Origin of the sequence: Pseudomonas sp. 13B_2.1_Bac1 (genome assembly GCF_025466155.1) — a bacterium.
Taxonomy (GTDB): Bacteria; Pseudomonadota; Gammaproteobacteria; order Pseudomonadales; family Pseudomonadaceae; genus Aquipseudomonas; species Aquipseudomonas aylmerensis.
In genome coordinates this window covers 61,657-84,304 of record NZ_JANLOH010000092.1, presented here as the reverse complement: position 1 = coordinate 84,304, position 22,648 = coordinate 61,657, and the positions used below count along the sequence as shown (strand labels likewise).

The following is a 22,648-nucleotide window of genomic DNA, read 5'->3' as shown; positions in this document are numbered from 1 at the left end:
AACTTATGTCCAATCGTGCCTTTGTTGTTGCGCAGATCAGCGATCTGCACCTTAAAGCCGGCCAGCGCCTCACCTATGGCGTGGTCGATACCCTCGGTGCGCTGCGCCGCGCCGTCGATCATCTGAACGCCAGCCACCCACGGCCCGATATCGTGGTGGTCAGCGGTGACCTGGTGGACTTCGGCCGCGCCGATGAATACGCGGTGCTGCACCCTGAACTGGCGCGCCTGCACATGCCGGTCTACCTGGTGCCCGGCAACCACGACGCGCGCGGGCCGATGCTCGATGCGTTCCGTGATCACGCCTATTTGCCGGCCTCGGCCGAGGGGCCGCTGGACTGGGTGGTGGACGCGCATCCACTGCGCCTGATCGGCCTCGACTCGACCATTCCGGGCGGCCACGGCGGGCAGTTGCTGGACAGCCAATTGCAGTGGCTCGACGAGCAGCTGGCACTGCGCCCCGACGCGCCCACGCTGCTGATCCTGCATCACCCGCCGTTTATCAGCGGCATCGGGCATATGGACCGTGAGCCCTTCATCAACGCGGCGGCTTTGGAAGCAGTCGTGGCCCGCCATCCGCAAGTGGAGCGCCTATTGTGTGGGCACCTGCACCGGCCGATGCAGCGGCGTTTCGGCGGCAGCATGAGTTGCGTGTGTCCCGGCACTTCGCACCAGATCGTGCTGGACTTGCAAGATACCGCGCCGGCGCATTTCAACCTGGAGCCGGCGGGGTACTTGCTGCATCGCTGGGATGCGCAGCAGGGGTTGATCAGCCACAACGGCGTGTTCGGGGAGTACCCGGGGCCGTACCCGTTTTATGACGCGAATGGGTTGATTGATTGAAACATCGGGCTTTCCATGGCGGGGATGGGGGCAGCTGCGCACCCCAGCGGGAGCAAGCTCCCTCGCCACGGTCCAGGACGGGGCTCAGGCCACGCGGTTTCTGCCTGAACCCTTGGCCTCGTACAAGCGCATGTCCGCGCGTTTGAGCAACGCCAGGGAATCGCGGTCCGAGGGTTCGGCCACACCGACGCCGATGCTCACCGTCACGTGGCCGACTGTCGGGAATACGGCGGCTTCCACGGCCGCGCGGATTTTTTCGGCGACCACTTCGGGGCTGTCCGGCTCCTCGACTTCGGGCAGCAGCACGGCGAACTCCTCACCGCCGTAGCGCGCGACGAAGTCGGTGGCGCGGGTGGTGTTTTCGATCAGCGCCGCGAGCTGGCACAGCACGTCATCACCGATGGCGTGACCGTAGGTGTCGTTGACGCGCTTGAAGTAGTCGGCGTCGATCAGCAGCAGCGCGAAGGTGCGCCCGGTGCGCTGGAACAGCAGGCTGTTCTCGGCCAGTTTTTCATCGAAGCGACGCCGGTTGAACACGCCGGTCAGGGCGTCGTGGGTCGCCAGTTTGAGCAGGTCGGCGTTGGCCTGGGTGAGGTCGGCGGTGCGTTGGGCCACGGTGGCTTCCAGGGAGGCGTTGGCCTCTTGCAGTTCGCGTTCCTTGGAGAGCAATGATTGCGTCATGCCGGTGAGGGAGCGACCCAGTTGGGCGATTTCCAGCACGGGGTGGTCCTGAGGGAAGACCGCGCCGGGCTGGTGGTTCTGCACCTGTTTGGCCGATTTGGCCAGGCGCTCGATCGGGCGGCTGAGGGAGGAGGCCAGGAAGTAGGCGGCGAGCACAAACACGACCGCAGCCAGCAAGCCCAGCACCAGCAATTTGTAGAGCAGGGTGCGCGCCGGTTCCAGCGCTACATCCAGCGGTTGGCGCACCATGATGTACCAGGTCATTTTCGCGTTGGACGGGCTCGGCACGGCGATGGAGGCGGTGACGTAGCCATTGCCGGTCGACCAGCCGGACGCGCTGCGCAACTGGTCTGGCGGCATTTGCTCGCCGGCCAGCAACTCCGGGTAGAGCACCTTGCCATCGAAGTCGACGATCAGCGCCTCGATCTGGGGGATCGCGTCTTTTTGCATCACGGCCGAATCGACGATTTGCGTGACCCAACGCCAGTGCGCATGAGCGCCCAACACGCCGATGGTTTCGCCTTGTGCGTTGCGAATCGGCGCGGCAAAGTCGATAAAGCGCAGCGGCTCGCCACTCGGCGAACCCGGCAACAGCTTGGCCAGCAGCACCGCCTCGTGAGGATCACCGGTGTACTCGCCGCGCATGCCGGCCTGGAACCACGGGCGCTGCTGCACCGACTGATTGACCAGCAACCCGTTGACCGCCTGGCGCACTTGACCGTTGGCGTCGGCCACGCCCATCCACGCGTACTCGGCGCGCGACTGGGTGCGCAGCTCCATCAAGGTCAGGATGTCCGGCGCATCCAGGTCGCCCTTGCGCATGATCGGCGCCTTGCTCAGCAGCGAGACTTCCAACTGGCGTTCACGCAATTGCACCGCCAGCAGCGCCGCCGTCGAGCGGGCCGTGCTCAACAGCGCGTTGCCGCTGGCCTGTTTCATCTGTTCGGTGGCGATATGGCCGACATAGACCCCCACACTCAATAACGTGAGTAGCGACAAACCGGCAAACCACAGGGTCAGGTGACTACGCAGACTGGCTTTGATCATGGGGGGCTTTCGTCGACTGGGCGTTATTACAGGGTAGGCGTAATACCACAGAGCGTGCCAGCACTTGGGACCACAAACGTTCAAGAAGCACGCCAGGGCGCCTCAGTAGACTCGCCTCACTTCTTCTATTGCAGGTTCCCCATGGATATTTTCCTCTACGCCTTCAGTGTCATGTACAGCCCAGGTCCGGTGAATTTCATGGGCCTGAATGCCGGGCTCACCGGCCAGTTCCGGCGCTCCACCGGGTTTTTCATCGGCGTTGGTTGCGCGATGCTGTTGTTGTTCGTGCTGTTTGGCTACACCGGCGAAGCGCTCATCTCCCCGGCGGTGCTGCCGTACATCTCGTTGATTGGCGGGGTGTACACGTTGTACCTCGCCTATCAGGTGTTCAACGCGCGCACCGAAGTTGAAGAGTCCGCAAACCCTGCGACCAGGACCCTCACGTTCTGGAATGGCCTGGTGATCCAGTTGCTCAACCCGAAGGGCATCATGGCAGTGTTGCCGATCACCAGTGTGATGTTGCCGGCGGCGCACATTACCGGGGCATCCATCGCCGGGGTCTCGGCATTACTGGCGTTCGGGGCGTTCGGTGCGCCGTGGGTGTATGCACTGCTGGGCGCGGTGCTGGGGCGGCGCATCAATGGAGCGTCGGCCTTCACACTGTTCAACCGGAGCATGGGCGTGGCGCTGGCGGTGTGCGCGTATTTCATGTTTCACGCGTTCTATGTGCATTTGGTTTCAACGTGAGAATACATCTGGTGCTGACCCACCGCCTTCGCAGGCAAGCCAGCTCCCACATTAGGCCGTGTTGGGTCAGAGGTATTGGAGTCCGGCCAGGTCGGGGTGGCTTGGCTTGTGTGAGTCAACTACATACCTAACTGACTGGGCGCGATCAAAATGTGGGAGCTGGCTTGCCTGCGAAAGCGGTGGGTCAGATGAATACATCTGGTGCTGACACACCGCCTTCGCAGGCAAGCCAGCTCCCACATTAGTTCGTGTTGGGTCAGATGTATTGGAGTCCGGCCAGCTCCTACACTCGGCCGTGTTGAGTCAAAGGTACTTAAGCCAAGCCAAATCCCGCCTACGGGCTTTCAGTCTGGCGAACCAACGCACTGGCACGTACAACGCCACAGGCAGGACTAACGCGACCAGCCAGATGGTGCCGATGCTGTCGGCGCCGAAATAGTTGCCCTGGTTGAGCCCGAACAGCGCCACTCCGATGACATAGAGGATTTTCAGCACATAAAGATGCAGCAAGTAGAAGAACATCGGCGCCGCGCCGAAGGTGGCGAGCACGCCGATCCAGCGTTTTTGTCCGGCACGTTCAAACGCCAGTAACAGCAGCAATCCGAGCCCTAGGGTCAGCGCCAGAAACAATAGCGAAGGCGGGTACTTGGTGACGTTGAAAAAGCTCATCAGCGTCCGCACGCCGTGGTCATAGGCCTGCCAGGGTTTCTCGCCATAGCCATTGGCCGCGCGCGCCACCAGGAACCCCACCAACGCTGCCGCACCGCTCAGCAACAGGTAGCGCTGGCGCAGCGCCGGCTGCAGGGCATTCGCGAACCATGGGCCGAGGCCGTAGCCGAGGGCAATCACGCCGATCCACGGCAGCACCGGATACGTGATCCGCAGGCGCAACGCGTCGCCAATCTCGATCCAACCGCGCTCATGCAGAATCGCCCAGGCGTTTTGCAGCGCCGACCCCGGCGTGAAGTGCAGGCCATCGAGCAGGTTGTGCCCGGCGATGATCACCAGGGCCACCGCGATCAGCAACGGACGCGGCAGCCACACCAGTGCGGCGAGGGCGAGCATGCTCACGCCGATGGCCCAGATCACTTGCATGTAGATCACGCTGGGCGGCAGTTGGAAGGTCCACGCGAAGTTGACCAGGGTGAACTCCAGCACCACCAGGAACAGTCCGCGCTTGAACAGGAACGCCGAAACATCGCGCCGGCCCTGGTACTTCTGGCCGTACAGCCACGCGGATAAACCCGTGAGCAGCACAAACACCGGTGCACACAGGTGGGCGAGGGTGCGGCTCACAAACAACGCGGGTTCGGTGCTGTCGATGTTCATCGGGTCGCTGACCTGGCGGTGCAGCAGGAAGGTTTCGCGCACGTGGTCGAGCAGCATGAACAGGATCACCAGGCCGCGCAGGGCGTCGATGGCCAGCAGGCGTGGGCGTTGGGGAACAGCGTCGGTCATGGGCGGCATCACAGGGCAGGGCGGGCGAGGAGCGTTATCCTATAACATTAATTTGCGCGTTGCCGTGCTTCGTTGTGCAGATTAGAATGCGATCAATTCTTAATTACTCCTTGGCCCCGCGCCGGTGACTCGCATGTCGTCCCCCCTCAATCTGCCTATCCAGGACCTGTACTGCGAACACCACGGATGGTTGTACCGCTGGCTCGACCGCAAGCTGGGCAACGCCAGCGACGCGGCCGACCTGGCCCACGATACCTTCATGCGCCTGCTCACCCGCCAGCCCGGCAACGGTTTTGGCAGCGAGCCGCGTGCGTTGCTCACGCATATCGCCAAGGGCCTGATGATCGACAGTTGGCGCCGCCAGGAAGTCGAGCGCGCCTACCTTGAGACCATTGCCCACCTGCCCGAGCAGGAAGTGCCGTCGCCAGAAACCCGCTGGCTGATCCTCGAAGCGCTGTACCGCATCGAAGCCATGCTGCGCGACCTGCCCGACAAAACCCGCCAGGCCTTCCTGATGTCGCAGATCGACGGCTTGACCTACGCGCAGATCGCCGAGCACCTGCAGGTGTCGTTGGTGTCGGTCAAGCGCTACATGCGCGATGCATTTCTCGCCTGCCTGAGCGTGGCATGAGCCCGTCGATCGACCCGCTGATCCTCGGCGAAGCCGCTGACTGGATGGTGCAGTTGCAGTCCGGCAGCGCCACCGACGAGGATCGCCGCGCCATCGCCCAATGGCAGTGCCGCAGCGCGCAGCACGCCCAGGCCTGGCAGCGGGCGGAAGCGATCCTCGGCGACTTCAACAGCGTGCCCGGCGCGATTGCCGGCGAAACCCTCAAGCGCATCGGCCGCAAGAAAGCCCTGGGTCGGCGCCAGGCCCTCGGGCTGTTGCTGCTGGCGGGGCCGGCGAGCTGGCTGGCCTGGCAGCACAAGCCCTGGCAGGCCTGGACCGCCGACCAGCACACCGCCATCGGCGAGCAGCGCAACCTCACGTTGCCGGATGGCACGCGCCTGCTGATCAACACCGCCAGTTCGCTGAATATCGTCTTTACCGATCAGGTGCGGCGCATCGAATTGCTGCAAGGCGAAGTGCTGATTACCACCGCCAAGGATCTGGCGCCGACGCACCGTCCGTTCAGCGTGCAGACCCGCCACGGCAGCGCGCGGGCGCTGGGGACGCATTTCAGCGTGCGGGTTGGGGAGCAAAGCAGCCGCGTGGCGGTGATCGACGGCGCAGTGGAAATGCTGCCGCTGCATGCCAGCCGGGGGCTGATCCTCAAGGCCGGTGAACAGGGCGCGTTCGGCAGTGACAGCGTGGCGGCGGTGGCGCCGCTGGAGGTGGGCGCAGTGACCTGGGAAAACGGCATGTTGCTGGCCCAGCAGATGCGCCTGGCGGATTTGCTCGAGGAACTGGGCCGCTACCGACAGGGCGTGTTGCGCTGTCACGCCAGTGTGGCCGGGTTGAGCGTGTCGGGCGCGTTCCCGCTGCGCGACACCGATGCCAGCCTGCGCCTGTTGCAGGACACGTTGCCGGTCAAGGTCAGCAGCCTGACGGGTTACTGGGTCACTGTTGAGCCACGCTGAAACTTTTTTGCCTGTTCGCTGATACCTTTTTCGTTGTCGTGCGGTGTAGGGGAGAACCCTCAACTTTGCACCGCGCCGACAGGAATGCCCATGACCTTCACATCGCACCCCATCCGCCCCTTGCAGGCCTTGAGCCTGGCCGTCGCGCTCGCGGCCATCGCACCGCTGCACAGCGCCGTGGCCGCCGAGCCGGCAAGCAGCGCGGCGCGCAGCTACAACCTCGGCGCCGGGCCGTTGGGTAATGTGCTGGCGCAGTTTGCGGCGTTGTCCGGCGTGCCGTTGTCGTTCGACTCCAAGCTGCTCAATGACCAGCACAGCGCAGGCCTGCAAGGCAGTTACACCGCGCAGGCGGGCTTTATGCAGTTGCTGCAGGGCAGCGGCTATACCCTGCAAAGCACCGGCGCGAATGGCTACACCGTGGTGCCCCAGGCCAGCGGCGATGCGGTGGAGCTGGGCGCTACCACCATCAGCGGCGAGGGCGGGGCGCAGGCGGACACCTACGGCGGTGGCCAGGTCGCGCGTTCGGCGCGGCTGGGCGTGTTGGGCAATCGTTCGATCAATGATGTGCCGTTCAGCGTGGTCAGCTACACCGCCAAGACCATCGCCGACCAGCAGGCGCGCACCGTGGGCGATGTGCTGCTCAACGATGCGTCGGTGCGCCAGTCTTCCGGGTTCGGCAACTTCTCCCAGGTGTTCACCATCCGTGGCTTGCCGTTGAACACCGATGACATTGCCTTCAATGGCCTGTACGGCGTGCTGCCGCGGCAAATCATCACCACCGAGGCGCTGGAGCGCGTCGAGCTGTTCAAGGGCCCCAACGCCTTCGTCAACGGCGTGTCGCCGGCTGGCAGCGGCATTGGCGGCAGCGTCAACCTGGTGCCCAAGCGCGCCGAAGACATCGCCACGCGCAGCGTCACCCTCGACACCACCACCGATGGCCAGGCCGGCGGCCACCTCGACGTGGGCCAGCGCTTTGGTGAAGACAACCGCTTCGGCGCGCGGGTCAACCTGGCCCGGCATGGCGGCGATACTGCCATCGAGGATGAATTCAAAAGCTCGCAACTGGTGGCCGTGGCCCTGGATTACCGGGGTGATCGCCTGCGCCTGTCCACCGACTTCGGCTACCAGAAAGAACGCATCAACAATGGTCGCTCGGTGGTGTACCCCAATGGCACCAAAGTGCCGAAGGCGCCTTCGGCCAAGGACAACTATGCGCAGGATTGGAGCTGGTCAGAGCTGGAAGACACCTACGGCATGTTCAATGCCGAGTACGACCTGACTGAAAACTGGACCGCCTATGTCGGCGGCGGTGCCAAGCACACGCGCGAGAATGGCCAGTATTCATCGTTGTACGTGGGCAACGACGGCAGCGGCCGCGTCGGCTTCCTGTACTCACCCCATGATGAAGACAACAAGAGCGCCATGGCCGGCCTCAACGGGCATTTCAACACCGGGCCGGTGACCCATCAGGTCAATCTCGGGCTGTCTGGCATCTGGGGTGAGCAGCGTTCGGCGTTCGAGGCGATCCTGCAGGCCAACCGTCGGCCGGGCAATCTGTACAACCCGACCCAGGTGCCTCGCCCGACCGTCACTTACTTTGGCAGCGACATTCACGACCCGCGTGTCGTCGGCAAGAACCGTATCAAGAGCGCCGCGGTTTCGGACACGCTCGGCTTCATCGACGACCGCGTGCTGTTGACCGTCGGCGTGCGTCGCCAGACCATCGAAGTGGATGGCTGGAACACCACCAGTGGCGCACGCACCGCGAACTATGGCGAGTCCATCACCACGCCGGTGTATGGGCTGGTCGTCAAGCCGTGGGAGCACGTGTCGTTGTATGCCAACCGGATCGAAGGGCTGGCCCAGGGGCCCACGGTGCCGACGGCGGTCGACATCACCAACAGCGGCGACGTGTTCCCGCCGAGTCGCAGCAAACAGACCGAGGCCGGGGTCAAGCTCGATTGGGACAACTACGGTGCGACCCTCGGCGTCTACCGCATCGAACAGCCCAACAGCGCGACCAACAACAACCCCAACAGTGTGACGCCGCAGTTCCCCAACGGCACCCGCACGTTCAATGTCGACGGCGAGCAAATCAACAAAGGCGTGGAGTTGAACGTGTTCGGCGAGCCCATCGACGGCCTGCGCCTGCTGGCGGGTGCCACGTGGATGCACACCGAATTGCAGAACACCTCCAACGGCGCCACCGATGGCAACCGCGCCGCCGGCGTGCCGCGCTTCCAGTTCAACCTGGGTGCCGACTGGGACATCCCGGGCCTCCAGGGCGCCGCCGTCAACGCACGGCTGCTGCGCACCGGCGGGGAATACGTCAACGCCACCAACACCCTGAACATCCCGGCCTGGACCCGCGTCGACCTCGGCGCCCGCTATGGCTTCAAGGCTGACGACAAGTACATCACCCTGCGCGCCAACGTCGAGAACGTGGCGAACAAGGCGTACTGGGCTTCCGCATCGACGGCCAACAACTACCTGACCCAGGGCGAGCCGCGCACGATCAAGCTGTCGGCCACGGTGGACTTCTAAGCGCCCTCTACGGTCCACTGTAGGTGCCGGCCAACCGGCGCCTACAGGAGATCGCCACCGTGAGTACGACCGAACACACGCCGCAGTCCGTCATCGATTTCTGGCAGCACGCCGGCCCCAAGCGCTGGTTCGCCAAGGACGACGGGTTTGACGCAAGCTTTCGCGACACCTTCCACGCCACCCACCTGCAAGCGGCCCGGCGTGAACTGGAAGCCTGGCTGGACACGGCTGACGGCGCGCTGGCGCTGTTGATCCTGCTTGACCAATATCCACGCAATGCGTTTCGCGGTACCGCGCATATGTTCGCTACCGACCCGCTGGCACGCCTGTATGCCCGGCGCATGGTCGATGCCGGCCTCGATCAGCAGGTGGACCCCGCGTTGCGTGCGTTCTGCTACCTGCCGTTTGAGCACTCGGAGGATGCGGCTGACCAGCAACGCTCTGTGGCGCTCAACGCGGCGTTGGACGCCAACACCTACCGCTGGGCCAAGGAACACGCGCGTATCATCGAGCGCTTCGGGCGGTTTCCGCACCGCAACGACGTGTTGGCCAGGGCCACCACACCCGACGAGCGCAGCTTTCTGGAGGAGGGCGGGTTCGCCGGCTGAGCGGCTATTCCCGCGAGGAATGCCCCCATAAAAACAGCGCATTGTCTTTCTCGGCGGACATCTCGTAGCGTGGGTTTTCACCCAAGGAGACCCTGCCATGCACCAGCCCCCGTTGCGCCTCTATGTTGATTCGCTCTACACCAGCCCCTACGCGATGTCGGTGTTCGTCGCCCTGCGCGAAAAGGGCCTGGGCTTCGATGTGGTGACCCTGGACCTGGACGCCGCGCAAAATCGCACCGCCGATTTTGCCCAACTGTCCCTGACCCAGCGCGTGCCCACGTTGGTGCACGGCGATTTTGCGCTGTCGGAGTCGTCGGCGATCACCGAGTACCTGGAGCACCTTTACCCGGACACGCCGGTGTATCCGGTCGAGCCAAGGCAGCGGGCGCGGGCGCGACAGGTGCAGGCGTGGCTGCGCAGTGACTTGCTGCCGATCCGCCAGGAGCGTTCGACGCTGGTGGTGTTCTGCGGGCAGACAATGCCGCCGCTGTCGCCGGCGGCCGAGGTCGCGGCAGGCACGTTGATCAGTGCGGCGCAGGCGCTGCTGGCGGGTAACCCGGAGCACCTGTTCGGCGCGTGGTCGATTGTCGATGTGGACTTGGCGGTGATGCTCAATCGCCTGATTCTCAACGGCGGCAGCGTACCCGCCGGGCTGGTTGATTACGCGCAGCGCCAGTGGGCGCGGCCGTCTGTGCAGGAGTGGGTCAACCTGCCACGCCCTGCGCTTTAAACCACCATTCATCCCCCGTATGCGGTGGCGCCCTTGACAGGCGTCACCCGCGCGGCAAATACTCTCGCCATATTCATATATATGACTAAATAACAAAGTGAATGTGGCCCCATGAATACGCTCTCCAGTGATGCCCGTCTGCCGCTCTATCAACGCCTGCGCGACCATCTGGTCGAACAGATCGCCAACAATCGCTGGCGCCCTGGCGAAGCGATTCCCACCGAAGCGGTGCTGTCCGCCGAATACGAGATCTCCACGGGTACCGTACGCAAGGCGGTGGATGCGCTGGTGAGCGAGGGCATCCTTGAGCGCCAGCAGGGCCGTGGCACGTTCGTACGCCGCCCGCAATTCCAGTCTTCGCTGTTTCGCTTCTTCCGTTTCCAAGGCCCCTCGGGCGAACGCCAGGTGCCCGAGAGCCGCATCCTCTCGGTGGAATCCGTGACAGCACCGTCGGCGGTCAGCGAGGCCCTCGGCCTGGCAGCCGAAGCCCAGGTGATTCGCATCGTGCGTACCCGTCTGCTGGACGTGCAGCCGTTGCTGGCGGAAGAGATCTGGCTGCCGCGCAAGCGCTTCCAGGCGTTGCTCGACATTGACTTGTCCGCGCAGGGCCCGTTGCTCTACCCGGTGTATGAAAGCGTCTGCGGGCAAGTGGTGGCCTCGGCCGAGGAGACCCTTACCGCCGAGTCGGTCAACGAGGTGTACGCGCGGCTGCTGCAGGTGCCGGTCAACAGCCCGGTGGTGGTGATCGAGCGCCTGGCCCGCGATTACGCCGGGCAGCCGCTGGAGTGGCGACGCTCGCGCGGGCACGCCGAGCACTTCCGATACCGCGTGGATATCCGCTGACGCACCACCCGTAGTTTCACGTGTTTGCCAACACTGGCCTTGCAACGGCGCGGTTCGTGCTCGGCTGCCTCGCGTTTGACCTATAAGGATAAAAATCATGTTCAGTTGGTATCGCCAAGTCACTCCTCGGGAGCGCAAAACGTTCTGGGCCTGCTTCGGCGGATGGTCCCTCGATGCATTGGAAGTGCAGATGTTCGGCCTGGCGATCCCGGCCCTGATCGCCGCGTTTGCCTTGAGCAAGGGCGATGCCGGGCTGATCAGCGGGGTCACGCTGGTTACCTCGGCCATCGGTGGTTGGGTCGGCGGCACCTTGTCCGACCGCTACGGCCGGGTGCGCACCCTGCAGTGGATGATCCTGTGGTTCTCGTTCTTCACGTTTATCTCGGCGTTTGTCACCGGCTTCCACCAGTTGCTGATCGTCAAGGCCCTGCAGGGCTTCGGCATCGGCGGTGAGTGGGCGGCGGGCGCGGTGTTGATGGCCGAGACCATCAATCCCAAGTATCGCGGCAAGGTCATGGGCACCGTGCAAAGCGCCTGGGCCGTGGGCTGGGGCGTGGCGGTCGGGGTATTCGCGCTGATCTATTCGTTTGTGCCGCAGGACATGGCCTGGCGTGTGATGTTCGTGGTGGGCCTGCTGCCGTCGTTCCTGATCATCTGGGTGCGCCGCAATGTGGAAGAGCCCGACAGCTTCCAGCGCCTGCAAAAAGAGCAGGTCATCCCGCAGAGCTTCTTCAAGTCGCTGGCCGGGATTTTTCGCCCCGAGCTGATCCGCGTCACGCTGTTTGGCGGCCTGCTGGGCCTGGGCGCCCATGGCGGTTACCACGCGGTGATGACCTGGCTGCCGACCTTCCTCAAGACCGAGCGCAACCTGTCGGTGCTCAACTCGGGTGGCTACCTGGCGGTGATCATTTTTGCGTTCTGGTGTGGCTGCGTGGTCAGTGGTTTGCTGATCGACCGCATCGGCCGGCGCAAGAATATCGTGCTGTTCGCGCTGTGCTGCGTGGTCACTGTGCAGGCCTATGTGTTCCTGCCGCTGACCAACACGCAGATGCTGTTCCTCGGCTTCCCGCTGGGCTTCTTCGCCGCCGGCATTCCGGCCAGCCTGGGGGCGTTGTTCAACGAGCTGTACCCGGCGGATGTGCGCGGTGCCGGCGTGGGCTTTTGCTACAACTTCGGGCGTGTGCTGTCGGCGGTGTTCCCATTCCTGGTGGGGCACATGAGCGACTCGATGTCGCTGGGCTCGGCCATCGGCATTGATGCCGGGATTGCCTACGGGGTCGCCGTGATTGCCGCCCTGTGCCTGCCGGAAACCCGTGGCCGCGTGCTGGAAGCGGCGCCGGTCGACAGCGTCCCCAGCGGCCAGCGCGCGCAGGCCTGAGACCTATTTACGGATGAAAGACGACCACCATGCTCGATAACTGCTCCACGCCCATCACCGGCATCGATGCCCACGCCCATGTGTTCAGCCAGGCGCTGACCCTGGCCGGTGAGCGGCGCTATACCCCTGGGTACGACGCCACGCTGGTGGATTACCTCAGCCACCTGCACGCCAATGGCCTCAGCCATGGCGTGCTGGTACAACCGAGCTTCCTCGGCACCGACAATCAATACCTGCTCGCGGCCTTGCAGCAGGCGCCCGGTCAGTTGCGTGGGGTGGTCGTCGTAGACCCGGACGTCGGTCGCGATACCTTGCAGGCCATGGCCCGCCTGGGCGTCGTGGGGGTACGCTTGAACCTGGTGGGGCGTGCGCTGCCGGATTTTGCCGGGCCGGGTTGGAAAGGGTTTTTCGCGCTGATCGCCGAACTCGGCTGGCACGTGGAATTGCACCGCGAGGTGGATGACATGCCGCAACTGGTTCGGCACTTGATTCCGTTCGGGGTCAAGCTGGTGATTGATCACTTTGGCCGGCCCGATGCCCAGCAAGGGGTGGAGCAACGCGGGTTTGCCGAGTTGCTGGAACTGGGACTCAGCGGCCACCTGTGGCTGAAAGTCTCGGGTATCTACCGCCTGGCCGGCACGCCCGCGCAGAACCTGGCGTTTGCTCGCGAGGCCATGCCGCTGCTGCTGCAAAGTTTCGGTCGGCATCGGCTGGTGTGGGGCAGTGACTGGCCGCACACCCAACATGAAGCGTCCACGGGCTATGCCAGTGTGGTTGAGCAGCGCCAGGCTCTGGGCTGTTCGGCGCAGGTCGAGCAGGCGTTACTGGTCGATACGCCGAGCCGCTTATTCGGCTTCCACCACCCGTAGCCAGGCCTGCTCCACGCGGCGGTCGAGGTCTTCCCAATCCGCCATACCCAGCACCCGTGTGGTGTTCAAGCCGCGCAGATAGCCGCGCAGTTGCTGGGCGCTGGCGTTCACCTGCTCGGCATCGGCGGTGTCGTTCTGCAGCACGGTTTCATAGTCGACCAGGTAATCGGCGACCCGCTCGCGAAACTCCGGCAGTACGGCCTCGCGGATGCGGTCGAAGGTTTTCTGGTGGGGCTTCATGGCGTGGTCCTTATAAGTTTTATGTGCGCACTATCGGTTCAGATAATAGTCACCATCAAGCATCGCAAGTTCTGTTTTTACAGGAAAGGCGGAAAATCGCCTCATCAAGACGCTGCTCAAGGAAATGCGCGATGAGGACATTTATCCAACTGGCTTTGATGGCCCTGATGCTGGGCACTGTCGTCATGAACACGGCGGCAATCGCTGATGAACTGCCCACAGGCCATTTGCTACCTATCGTCGGTAGCGTAGACTCCCTGCAGCGTGCGCAATCGGTGGGTGTGTTGCTGAGCGACAACACCCGCGACAATCTCAGCTACCTTGAACGCTACCACGACATGGCCTTGAATGGCGCCAAGGATGCCCTCGACGGGCGTATCCGCGAGGCGTTCGTCAACAGCTCCGACCCGGAACTGGCCATCGATTGGTTGATGAGCTCGCTGCAAGGCACCTTCCTGTCGGTCACCGTGTACGACAACCTGGATGCCCTGATGCAGGCTCACCCCGATGTGGTGGTGATGCTCGACACCCACAACCAACTGCTGACCCAGCGTAACGACCAGGTCGAGGCGCGTTTTATTGCGCGGTTCTATGACACGAACCTGCAATACATCGCCAAGGCCGAAGGCTCGGTGCACAAACAGCTGCCATCGGTGTGGGTGCACGACAAGGCCGCACCGGAGATTGCTGCGCAGATCGAACAGCAGCGCGATGTACAGCTTGATGCCTTGAAGCAGTTCGATGCATCGCTCAAAGCGTTGATTCGTGCCAGTTGATGTGACCTTTTTTAGTTATTTTCAGGAATTTTTCATGCGCTCTTTTTTCGTCCCGGCCCTGGCCTTTGCTTCCCTGTTACTGGCCGGTTGTGTTTCCGCTCCGAATGCACCCACCCTGACCCTGCAAACCAGCAAGGGCCCAGAAGCCTATGTGCAGTGTGTTGTACCGAAACTCGAAAAACACGGGATCACCTCGACCGTGACGCAAAACTCGCGTCACGCCAAAGTGGTACTCACCAGCAAGATCGCCGCCGATGACGTGCTGGAAGCCTACAAATCGCAGGATGGCGGCAAAGTGTTCTTGTACGAGCGCAAGCCGCTGGCGTCGACGATCACGCCATCGCGTTTGGAGCTTGCCGCGCAGGAATGCAAGTAACTGCCGGCAGCGCATCGCCTGGTGCGGGGATGTGGACGCGCCAACCTTTGAGCGGATTGCACAACCCGGTTCCAACTTGAAATACATCCCCAATGTGGGAGCGGGCTTGCTCGCGAAGGCGGTGGTTCAGTCGATAGTTTCGGTGACTGACACACCGCCTTCGCGGGCAAGCCCGCTCCCACATTTTTAGTCGGTGCAGGACCTAGGGTTTGGCTGCGAGGCTGAAAGTGTTGGCCAGCCCTTGCCCACAGGGGATTGGGATGGGGCCTGAGCCCCCGGGTGTACGCAGATCAAATGTGGGAGCTGGCTTGCCTGCGAAAGCGGTGGATCAGCCGCCGAATGCATCAACTGGCACACCGCCTTCGCGAGCAAGCCCGCTCCCACAGGGGATTAGGGTGGGCTCAGGTACCCGGGCATATGGAGATCAATGTGGGAGCTGGCTTGCCTGCGAAAGCGGTGGATCAGCCGCCGAATGCATCAACTGCCAGGCCGCCTTCGCGGGCAAGCCCGCTCCCACAGGGGATTAGGGTGGGCTCAGGTACCCGGGCATATGGAGATCAATGTGGGAGCTGGCTTGCCTGCGAAAGCGGTGGATCAGCCAGCGAATGCATCAACTGGCACACCGCCTTCGCGAGCAAGCCCGCTCCCACATTTTTAGTCGGTGCAGGACCTAGGGCTTGGCTTCGTTGCTGAAGGTGTTGACTGTCTTGACCAACCCTTGCGCCGCCAATGCCACCAGTTCACCGCCTTTTTCCACGGTCGCCAGCGCGGGGTCGGAGCCCATGCGTCCGTCGGGGAAGCGTGCGCGGAAGTCGAGGGCTTCGCGGATCGGCCCGGTGTTGGCGATTTGCGGCGAGTAGTCGGCGGACTTGATCGATTCCGGGTACGCCCATTGCGTCACGGCAATCTCCGACGGCGTGGCATGGCTGCCATGGCCCACCGGGAATTGGCGGTGAGCCAACTCGTTGACGCCCTCCAGATCCCACCAGTTCACCAGCTTCAGCGCAAACCCGGCGGGGCGACGGCCGAAGCTCGCCTCGGCGTACAGCTCGGAAAACGCCGCTTCAATCGTGGCGATATTGCCGCCATGGCCGTTGAGGAACAGGATCTTTTCGAAACCATGCCCCGCCAGCGAGCGCACCCAGTCGCCGATCGCGGCAATGAAGGTGGATGGGCGCAGCGAAATGGTGCCGGGGAAGCCCAGGTGATGCTGGGCCATGCCGATATTGAAAGTGGGGCCAATCAGGATGTCGGCGTTTTTCTGCGCTTCATGGGCGATGATTTCCGGACACATCCAGTCGGTGCCAAGCAGGCCGGTTGGGCCATGCTGTTCATTGGAGCCGATGGGGATCACCACCGTGCGGCTGCGCTCCAGAAACTGTCCGATCTCGATCCAGGTGGATTTGTGTAGCAGCATGCGATGCTCTCTTTTATCTGTGGGACAGGCTATCCGCCACGGATTGTACGACTACTCGCCACCTGTTGGGGTTTGCAATTGAGGTACGTCGAGGACTTCAGCCAGCGCTGGTCGGGGTACCACGAAAACATGAACTGCCCATCCTTGAGCTTATCCACCACCTGGCGCGCCACCTGCGGGCGCACGGCCGGGCAACCCTGGCTGCGGCCGATACGGCCTTCGCGCTTGCTCCACAAGGGGCTGACGTAGTCGGCGGCATGAATCACCAGGGCGCGGTCGCGGGCCTGGTCGTTGAAGCCCGGCTCCAGGCCGTCCATGCGCAGCGAGTAGCCGTGGGCGCCGAGGTAGCTTTCCTGGGTTCGAAACAGGCCCAGGCTGGATTGGTGGCTGCCTTCCTGGTTGGAAAACTGGGTGGCGAAGTTTTCTCCGGACTTGGCACCATGGGCCACCAGGTCGCGCAATACCAGGGTCTTTTTGCGCAAGTCGAAGATCCACAGCCGACGAGCGGTCGATGGCTGCGAATAGTCAATGACGGCCAGTCGCTCTGAGCGTTCCTCGCCGTTGTTGACCGCGCACTGCACCGCGCTCAGGGCGCTTTTGAGCACAGTGGGATTGAGTTCTGGAGCCGAGCGCGCCAGGCTGCTATACAAGGAAGGAGGATTGCCATTGGCGGCGAGCGCAGTATTGCTCAACGCGGCCAGGCTTACGGCTATCAAACCGAGGCGGCAGAAAAAAGTCAGCATCTACAGTACATCCCCCCACTGTGGATTGGAGCAAAGCCATTGTTCAAAAAACACGCATGTTACTTGAGCATTTGCCTGCTCGTTGCACCATTGGTCGCGACAGCCGATGTGCTGCCGGACGCCGCGTTACCCGTCGCGCCGCCAACGCTGGTCGCCACGGCGCCGGTGCAGCAGGCCTTGGCGCAACTGGCCAGTGTTTGCCCCAGCCTGGCGCCGAAGATCGATGCCGCCGTGCAAGCCCGCCTGCAAGCCTTCTACCAGCAGCAGGGCGATGTGCCTGTGTGGACCGCCGATGAGCGCCGGCAAGCGTTGCACGCTCAGTTGCTGATGCTCGCCGACGACGGCCTGGACCCCACCCACTATAGCCTGCCTGCGGCGGACGCCACGGCTAACGTGCTGTGCAGCGATATCGACAGCAGCCGGCAGTACCTGCAAGCCCTGCAGGATCTGCATTACGGGCGCCTGCAGCAGTCGCGCTTCGAGCCCCTGTGGCACTCGCAGCCGCCGGCCCATGACCCGGATACCGAAGTGCTGGCCTTTGCCGCCGCCGGCCTGCAGGACATGGCCCAGGCCTTCGACCAGGCGCGCCCCAGCGCCGATCTTTATCGCAGCTTGCGCAACGCCTATTCCGCTGTGCGCCAACGACCGTTGCCGCATTGGGACCCGGTCGCCACCGGCCCGCTGCTGCGCCCGGGCATGGAAGACCCGCGCGTGCCCGAACTCGCGCGACGCCTGTACAGCGGCGGCTACCTGGCCAAGGCACCGACCGGCAACAGCAGGCAATATCGCGACGAGTTGGTCAAGGCGGTCAAGGCCTTCCAGCTCAGCCACTCGCTGCAGGCCGACGGCGTGATCGGCACCGGCACCGTGGCCGAACTCAACGTCAGCCCGGCCGTGCGCCGCGAACAACTGCGCATCAACCTCGAGCGTTTTCGCTGGCTGGCCCAGGACCTGGAACCCGAAGGCGTGCTCGTCAACGTGGCGGCCGCGCAACTGAGCGTGTACCAGAGCGGCATCCCGGTGTGGCAAACCCGCCTGCAAGTGGGCCGCGCCGAACGCCAGACGCCGCTGCTCAAGTCACGCATTACCCGCCTGACCCTCAACCCCACCTGGACCATCCCGCCGACCATCATGCGCGAGGACAAGTTGCCCGCGATTCGCCTCAACCCCGAATACCTGCGCCAGCAGAACCTGCAGGTGCTCGACGCCCAAGGCCACCCGCTGGCGCCCGACCAGGTCGACTGGGCGCGCCCCGGCAATATCCTCCTGCGCCAGGAAGCCGGCCCGCGCAATCCGCTGGGCAAGATCGTGATGCGCTTCCCCAATCCCTACTCGGTGTACCTGCATGACACCCCGAGCCAGCCGCTGTTTACCAAAGGACCACGGGCGTTCAGTTCGGGGTGCGTGAGGGTCGAGCAGCCGTTGCTGTTGCGCGACCTGCTGGTGAGCCCGGCCGAACGCGCGCGCACCGACGAACTGCTGGCTACCGGCCTGACCCACGAATTCCGCCTGGCCACGCCGGTACCGGTGTTGTTGGGCTACTGGACCGTGCAGGTCGACGGCCAGGGCGACCTGGTCTACGCGCCGGACATCTACGCGCGTGACCCGGTATTGATGAAGGCGATGGGCAGCGTCCTCTAACCCACCCAAACCCTGGCCCCTGGCCCCTGGGCTCCTTGCCCCGCCCCCTGTGGCGAGCGGGCTTGCCCCGCGTTGGGCTGCGCAGCAGCCCCATCACTCCCCCAACATCCAATCCCGCCTGATGGCTGACGCCGAACACCGTGCTCCCGCAACTGCTCCCGCCCCGACGGCAGCACGTCCAGATGCCCTATCTCAAATAGCAGGCGCTGATCCAGTCTGCCGGCTTGGCCGAGAGCTGCATTGCCACGGGTCGGTAGCGCGAGTCCAGTTGCGCTGCCAGCCAGAACAGGCTTGCGCTGCTCCTGGGCTGCCAGGCGCCGCTGTAGCCAGCCTCGCCAACGCCGGCGCGGTCTTTGTCGAATTGAACATGGGTGTGCACGAACTCCTGATGGCTGCGCTCACCCGTGGCATACGGCACCAGCCAATCGAGAGCGGCACCCAGGGATGCGCCATTGGCGGTGGTGGTCAGCCAATTGCCGCCCACCCCGTAGGGCTTGGCTGCCAGCGCGGCCTGTACCAGCGGCTCAAGGTCGTAGACCACGTAATGCAGGGCGTCGCGGTCGTGGAAGTCGGTCACCGAGCCATCGGGCAGGATATTGTCGGCGACCTGCTGCTGGAACAGGTGAAAGGCCTGCTCAAGCATCACCCGGTCCCCCAGGGCGGCCGCCGCCACGCTGACCAACTTGATGCGGTGGCTCTGCCAGTTATTGGTCTGCGTGCCTTTTTTCGGCGGGTGAAACTGCTCGATACGTGCGATGTAGCCGTTGCCCAGTTGGCTGATCAAGCGGCGACTGGCCTCGCGGGTAGCCGGGTTCAGATGGTCGGCGGTCAGCGCGTAGGCGCTGATCAGCATGTCGAGGTTGGTCTCGTCGATGGGGTTGAAGTCCGGTTGGTACACCCCGGCCCATGCGGCGAGGTAGGCATCGACTTGTTTGAGGTAACGCGCATCGCCGCTCAAGCGCCAGGCCAGTGCCGCCTGGCGCATCACCGGCCAGTCCTGCTCGGCGGCGATGCTCTGCTCGCGAATGCCGTGGTGCGGCAGGGTGCCTTCGGTGTGCACATGCGCCAGGGGCTGGGGCAGGTCACCCAAGTGTCGTTGGGCCGCCGCCAGCAGCGCGGGGGACGCGGGATTTGTCGCGACGGGTTGGCAAAGGCTTGCCGCCGAGGCCGCGTGGGTAAACGCTGCCAGTATGGCAGTCAGGGTCAAGATGGTTTTTTTCATGAAAAGCTCTGCCGGACGCGAACCCCGTCACGCTAGCACGCAGCCTGCGAGCGTTTGATGAAACTCCCGTCAACTCAGTATGCTTGCGCACCCCACCGGTCGATCCCAGGACGCGCCATGACCTTGCCCTTTGTGAAGATGCACGCCCATGGCGACGACTTCATCATCATCGACCGCCGTGGCCTCGATGACCCGATCACCCCCGAAGTCGCCCGCCGCCTCGGCAACCGTCACACCGGCATCGGCTTCAACCAGCTGGCGGTGGTGCTCGATTGCGAAGACGCCGCCGCTCGCATCAAGTTCTGGAACCCCAATGGCACGCCTTTGGCCACGTGTGGCAGCGCCACCCGTGGCGTGGCTGATCGGCTGATGCATGAAACCGGCGCCGATTCGGTGGTGCTGCGCACCGATCGCGGCCTGCTGACGTGCGTGCGCGAGGCGGGGCGGCGAGTGTCGGTGGACATGGGCGCGCCGTCGCTGGACTGGGCCGCGGTGCCGCTCGCCGAGGCCATGGATACGCGCACGTTGCCCATCGAGGGAGGTCCTGCGGCGTGCAGCATGGGTAACCCGCATTGCACGTTTTTTGTGCAGGACATCGCCGCTGTCGACGTCGCGGCGCTGGGGCCGGCGCTGGAAATCCATCCGTTGTTCCCGGCCAAGACCAATGTGCATTTTGTGCAGGTGCTCGATCGCGGGCATATCCGCCTGCGCATCTGGGAGCGCGGTGGCGGCGTGCCGCTGGGGTCCGGCTCGTGCTGCTGCGGGGCGGTGGTCAATGGCATCCGGCGTGGGCTGCTCGACGCCACTGTGCAGGTGCAGTGCGATGGCGGTACGGTCACGGTGCACTGGGACGGGCAGGGCGGTGTCGTGCTGACCGGCAGTGTGGCGCCGGTGATGCAGGGCAGCGCCTACGCGTTCGAGTGTTGATCAGGTAAAGTCGGCGCCTTCAGGAAGAAACTTCAGGTAACAATCATGATGCGGTGGTTGCAGCAATCCGTCTTGAGTCTGCTGGTGTTGATGGCCTGCAGCCTGTTCATCAGCGCCGAGGCCGACACTTCGCCGATCGGCGTGGCCCTCGACCAACGGGTCATCGACCTCACCAACACCCTCGACCCTGGCACCACCACCCGCCTGAAGGAGCAACTTGCCGCCCTTGAACAACGCAAAGGCGCGCAGGTCGCCGTGCTGCTGGTGCCCACCACGGGCGGCAGCAGCATCGAGGATTATGCCAATCAGCTGTTTCGCGCCTGGAAACTGGGGCGCAAGGATGTCAACGACGGCATCCTGCTGGTGGTGGCCAAGGAGGACCGCAAGGTGCGCATCGAGGTCGGCTACGGCCTGGAAGGCACCGTCACCGACTTGCTCGCCCACCGCATCATCGAGGAACACATCACCCCGGCATTTCGCCAGGGCGACTTCGCCGGCGGCGTGGCACTGGGCGTGAACGACCTGGTGGTGCTGGTGGACGGCGGCGACTTGCCCAAGGTCGCCGGCCCCGGCATCAATCCCCAGGCGGTGGCGGTGTTGCTGGCGTTTATCGTCGGCGGCATCGGCGGCGTGCTGATGGCCGCCGGCAAGCTGCCTTGGCGCCAGGCCTTGATGCTCACCGTCGGGGTCACGGTGGCGCTGGCGGCACTGGCCGGTGGGCGGGATTGGCCGATGTACCTGCTGTTGTTGCCATTGACGATCCTGATCGGCGGCGCGACCTTCGGCGCCTTGTGGCTGGCGCGCAGGGTGTTTTACTGCGTGATCGGGTTGCTGGCCTACATCGCGGCCTTGCTGGTGGCGGACCGTTTCGTGGAGGTGAGCTTTGTCCATTGGTTGGCCTTGCCCCTGGGCGCGCTGGCCGTGCTGGGGGCGTACCTGGCGCTCTGGGTGGTCATGAGAGACGCCTGGAAGACCAGCCCCGTGGGGTTTGCCGTGCGGCTGCTGGCGGCGATCGCGGTGTACGTGGCCGCCGGGTTGATCGCCGACGCCGGGCGTGACGGCTGGCTGGTGGCGTTTCCGATTGCTTCGTTCGTGGCGCTGTTCATCTTTGGCAAGACCGCCGCCGGCTCGGGTTCCGGTTCGGGCGGCAGTTCATCCGGTTCAAGCTCCAGCGGTTCCAGCTCCAGCAGCAGTTCGTCCGGTGGCGGCGGCTCCAGTGGCGGCGGCGGGGCTTCAGGGAGCTGGTAAAGCCGCTAGCGCGGCTTGTAGCCGACCCAGCCCTTGAAGCTGAAGCCGGCATAAAACAGCTCCACCCCTTCAAACCCGGCCTCGCGCATCAAGGCTTCATCCGTCTCGGGCGATAGTACCGGCAGCTGCGCGCTGATCGCGGTAATCGCCCGCTCGGCGTCCGCCGCCGGCACCCCCGAATCCACCGCGAACGCCGCATAGCGCTGCAACCAACGGGCCTTGTCTTGCGCGGCCTGCGGGAAGCTGTGGTGCGCCACAATCAACGGTGCCCCTGGCAGCAAGCGCTGCCACAATGCCTTGAGGGTTTGCAGGCGCTGCTCCTGCGGGATGAAGTGCAAGGTCAGCAAGCACGTGGCCCCATCGAACGGCCCCAGCGGCGCCGTGTCGATGTAACCCTCGTGCAAGTCGACGCGCTCATTCAGCGGGCCCAATGTCGCCTGCGCCAGTTTCAACATCTCGGCCGCCGGGTCCACCCCCACAAAGCGCCAACCCGGCTCGGCGTCGGCAAAGCGCTTCAACTCCAGGCCGCCACCCGCGCCGAGTACCAGGACCGTGCCGGTGGACGGCACGCTTTCGCGCAGCAGCAGGGTGGTCATGCGCTGCAGGCCATCGAAGCCCGGCACCAGGCGCACAGGGCCTTCGGCGTAACGGGCGACGGCGTCGGGATCGGAAAAAAAGCTCATGGCAGGGCTCCTGCGGGATTGGCGAGGGCTAAACCCTACTGTGGCAA

At 64.1% G+C, this 22,648-nt stretch carries 22 protein-coding genes; 15 read left to right on the top strand and 7 right to left on the bottom strand.

Annotated elements, in window-relative coordinates:
- Positions 1-5 precede the first annotated feature (5 nt).
- Positions 6-842 carry a phosphodiesterase gene (locus tag NTD80_RS23045; protein ID WP_120448917.1) on the top strand — a complete coding sequence of 279 codons (837 nt, stop codon included), beginning with the start codon at positions 6-8 and terminating at the stop codon, positions 840-842.
- A gap of 84 nt (positions 843-926) precedes the next feature.
- Here the strand turns inward: NTD80_RS23045 and NTD80_RS23040 are convergent, their stop codons facing one another.
- Complete coding sequence (locus NTD80_RS23040; protein WP_262135127.1) at positions 927-2,570, bottom strand: diguanylate cyclase; 1,644 nt, start codon at positions 2,568-2,570, stop codon at positions 927-929.
- Positions 2,571-2,711: 141 nt separating this feature from the next.
- Between NTD80_RS23040 and NTD80_RS23035 the strand changes: the two genes are divergently transcribed.
- Positions 2,712-3,317, top strand: coding sequence for a LysE family translocator (locus NTD80_RS23035; RefSeq protein ID WP_065907594.1), 606 nt, complete (start codon positions 2,712-2,714; stop codon positions 3,315-3,317).
- A gap of 303 nt (positions 3,318-3,620) precedes the next feature.
- On the opposite strand, the gene NTD80_RS23030 is transcribed toward NTD80_RS23035, so the two are convergent.
- Positions 3,621-4,775 carry a DUF1624 domain-containing protein gene (locus NTD80_RS23030; protein ID WP_262135126.1) on the bottom strand — a complete coding sequence of 385 codons (1,155 nt, stop codon included), beginning with the start codon at positions 4,773-4,775 and terminating at the stop codon, positions 3,621-3,623.
- 133 nt (positions 4,776-4,908) lie between these two features.
- On the opposite strand from NTD80_RS23030, the gene NTD80_RS23025 reads away from it, so the two are divergent.
- The 8 genes from NTD80_RS23025 (at position 4,909) to NTD80_RS22990 (ending at position 13,328) form a co-directional block, all read left to right on the top strand.
- Positions 4,909-5,406 (top strand): sigma-70 family RNA polymerase sigma factor, encoded by a 498-nt coding sequence (locus NTD80_RS23025; protein ID WP_065907596.1) that lies wholly within the window; start codon positions 4,909-4,911, stop codon positions 5,404-5,406.
- A complete protein-coding gene (locus NTD80_RS23020; protein WP_262135125.1) occupies positions 5,403-6,356 on the top strand; it encodes a FecR domain-containing protein in 954 nt (317 codons plus the stop codon). Before NTD80_RS23025 ends, NTD80_RS23020 begins: the two co-directional genes overlap by 4 nt.
- Before the next feature lie 90 nt (positions 6,357-6,446).
- Entirely contained in the window at positions 6,447-8,900 is a 2,454-nt protein-coding gene (locus NTD80_RS23015; protein ID WP_262135124.1) for a TonB-dependent receptor, read from the top strand.
- A 59-nt stretch (positions 8,901-8,959) separates the two neighbouring features.
- Positions 8,960-9,508, top strand: coding sequence for a DUF924 family protein (locus NTD80_RS23010; RefSeq protein ID WP_262135123.1), 549 nt, complete (start codon positions 8,960-8,962; stop codon positions 9,506-9,508).
- Positions 9,509-9,605: 97 nt separating this feature from the next.
- On the top strand, positions 9,606-10,238 hold the full coding sequence (gene yfcF / locus NTD80_RS23005) for a glutathione transferase (protein ID WP_262135122.1): 633 nt from the start codon (positions 9,606-9,608) through the stop codon (positions 10,236-10,238).
- Positions 10,239-10,349: 111 nt separating this feature from the next.
- Positions 10,350-11,081, top strand: coding sequence for a GntR family transcriptional regulator (locus NTD80_RS23000; RefSeq protein WP_262135121.1), 732 nt, complete (start codon positions 10,350-10,352; stop codon positions 11,079-11,081).
- 97 nt (positions 11,082-11,178) lie between these two features.
- Complete coding sequence (locus tag NTD80_RS22995) at positions 11,179-12,459, top strand: MFS transporter (protein ID WP_065907606.1); 1,281 nt, start codon at positions 11,179-11,181, stop codon at positions 12,457-12,459.
- Between the two features lie 29 nt (positions 12,460-12,488).
- Positions 12,489-13,328, top strand: a complete 840-nt coding sequence (locus tag NTD80_RS22990) for an amidohydrolase family protein (RefSeq protein ID WP_262135120.1) — start codon at positions 12,489-12,491, stop codon at positions 13,326-13,328.
- Here NTD80_RS22990 and NTD80_RS22985 read toward each other — a convergent pair.
- A complete protein-coding gene (locus NTD80_RS22985; protein ID WP_065907610.1) occupies positions 13,305-13,568 on the bottom strand; it encodes a hypothetical protein in 264 nt (87 codons plus the stop codon). The two genes, NTD80_RS22990 and NTD80_RS22985, sit on opposite strands and share 24 nt — an antisense overlap.
- Before the next feature lie 131 nt (positions 13,569-13,699).
- Between NTD80_RS22985 and NTD80_RS22980 the strand changes: the two genes are divergently transcribed.
- Positions 13,700-14,344 carry an ATPase gene (locus tag NTD80_RS22980; RefSeq protein WP_065907612.1) on the top strand — a complete coding sequence of 215 codons (645 nt, stop codon included), beginning with the start codon at positions 13,700-13,702 and terminating at the stop codon, positions 14,342-14,344.
- Positions 14,345-14,378: 34 nt separating this feature from the next.
- Positions 14,379-14,720, top strand: coding sequence for a hypothetical protein (locus tag NTD80_RS22975; RefSeq protein WP_065907613.1), 342 nt, complete (start codon positions 14,379-14,381; stop codon positions 14,718-14,720).
- A gap of 670 nt (positions 14,721-15,390) precedes the next feature.
- Here the strand turns inward: NTD80_RS22975 and NTD80_RS22970 are convergent.
- Both NTD80_RS22970 and NTD80_RS22965 read right to left on the bottom strand, forming a co-directional pair.
- Positions 15,391-16,137 (bottom strand): creatininase family protein, encoded by a 747-nt coding sequence (locus NTD80_RS22970; protein WP_065907618.1) that lies wholly within the window; start codon positions 16,135-16,137, stop codon positions 15,391-15,393.
- 29 nt (positions 16,138-16,166) lie between these two features.
- On the bottom strand, positions 16,167-16,880 hold the full coding sequence (locus NTD80_RS22965; protein WP_065907619.1) for a murein L,D-transpeptidase catalytic domain family protein: 714 nt from the start codon (positions 16,878-16,880) through the stop codon (positions 16,167-16,169).
- Positions 16,881-16,919: 39 nt separating this feature from the next.
- Here NTD80_RS22965 and NTD80_RS22960 point away from each other — a divergent pair, with 39 nt between their 5' ends.
- Entirely contained in the window at positions 16,920-18,521 is a 1,602-nt protein-coding gene (locus NTD80_RS22960; protein ID WP_262135119.1) for a murein L,D-transpeptidase, read from the top strand.
- Between the two features lie 187 nt (positions 18,522-18,708).
- Here the strand turns inward: NTD80_RS22960 and NTD80_RS22955 are convergent, their stop codons facing one another.
- Complete coding sequence (locus NTD80_RS22955; RefSeq protein ID WP_262135118.1) at positions 18,709-19,743, bottom strand: alginate lyase family protein; 1,035 nt, start codon at positions 19,741-19,743, stop codon at positions 18,709-18,711.
- Between the two features lie 117 nt (positions 19,744-19,860).
- Between NTD80_RS22955 and dapF the strand changes: the two genes are divergently transcribed.
- Positions 19,861-20,670: a diaminopimelate epimerase gene (gene dapF, locus NTD80_RS22950; RefSeq protein ID WP_213553797.1), complete on the top strand. Its 810-nt coding sequence runs from the start codon at positions 19,861-19,863 to the stop codon at positions 20,668-20,670.
- A 45-nt stretch (positions 20,671-20,715) separates the two neighbouring features.
- Complete coding sequence (locus NTD80_RS22945; RefSeq protein WP_262135117.1) at positions 20,716-21,918, top strand: TPM domain-containing protein; 1,203 nt, start codon at positions 20,716-20,718, stop codon at positions 21,916-21,918.
- A 5-nt stretch (positions 21,919-21,923) separates the two neighbouring features.
- Here NTD80_RS22945 and NTD80_RS22940 read toward each other — a convergent pair whose 3' ends face one another.
- Positions 21,924-22,601: a class I SAM-dependent methyltransferase gene (locus NTD80_RS22940; RefSeq protein WP_262135116.1), complete on the bottom strand. Its 678-nt coding sequence runs from the start codon at positions 22,599-22,601 to the stop codon at positions 21,924-21,926.
- Positions 22,602-22,648 lie beyond the last annotated feature (47 nt).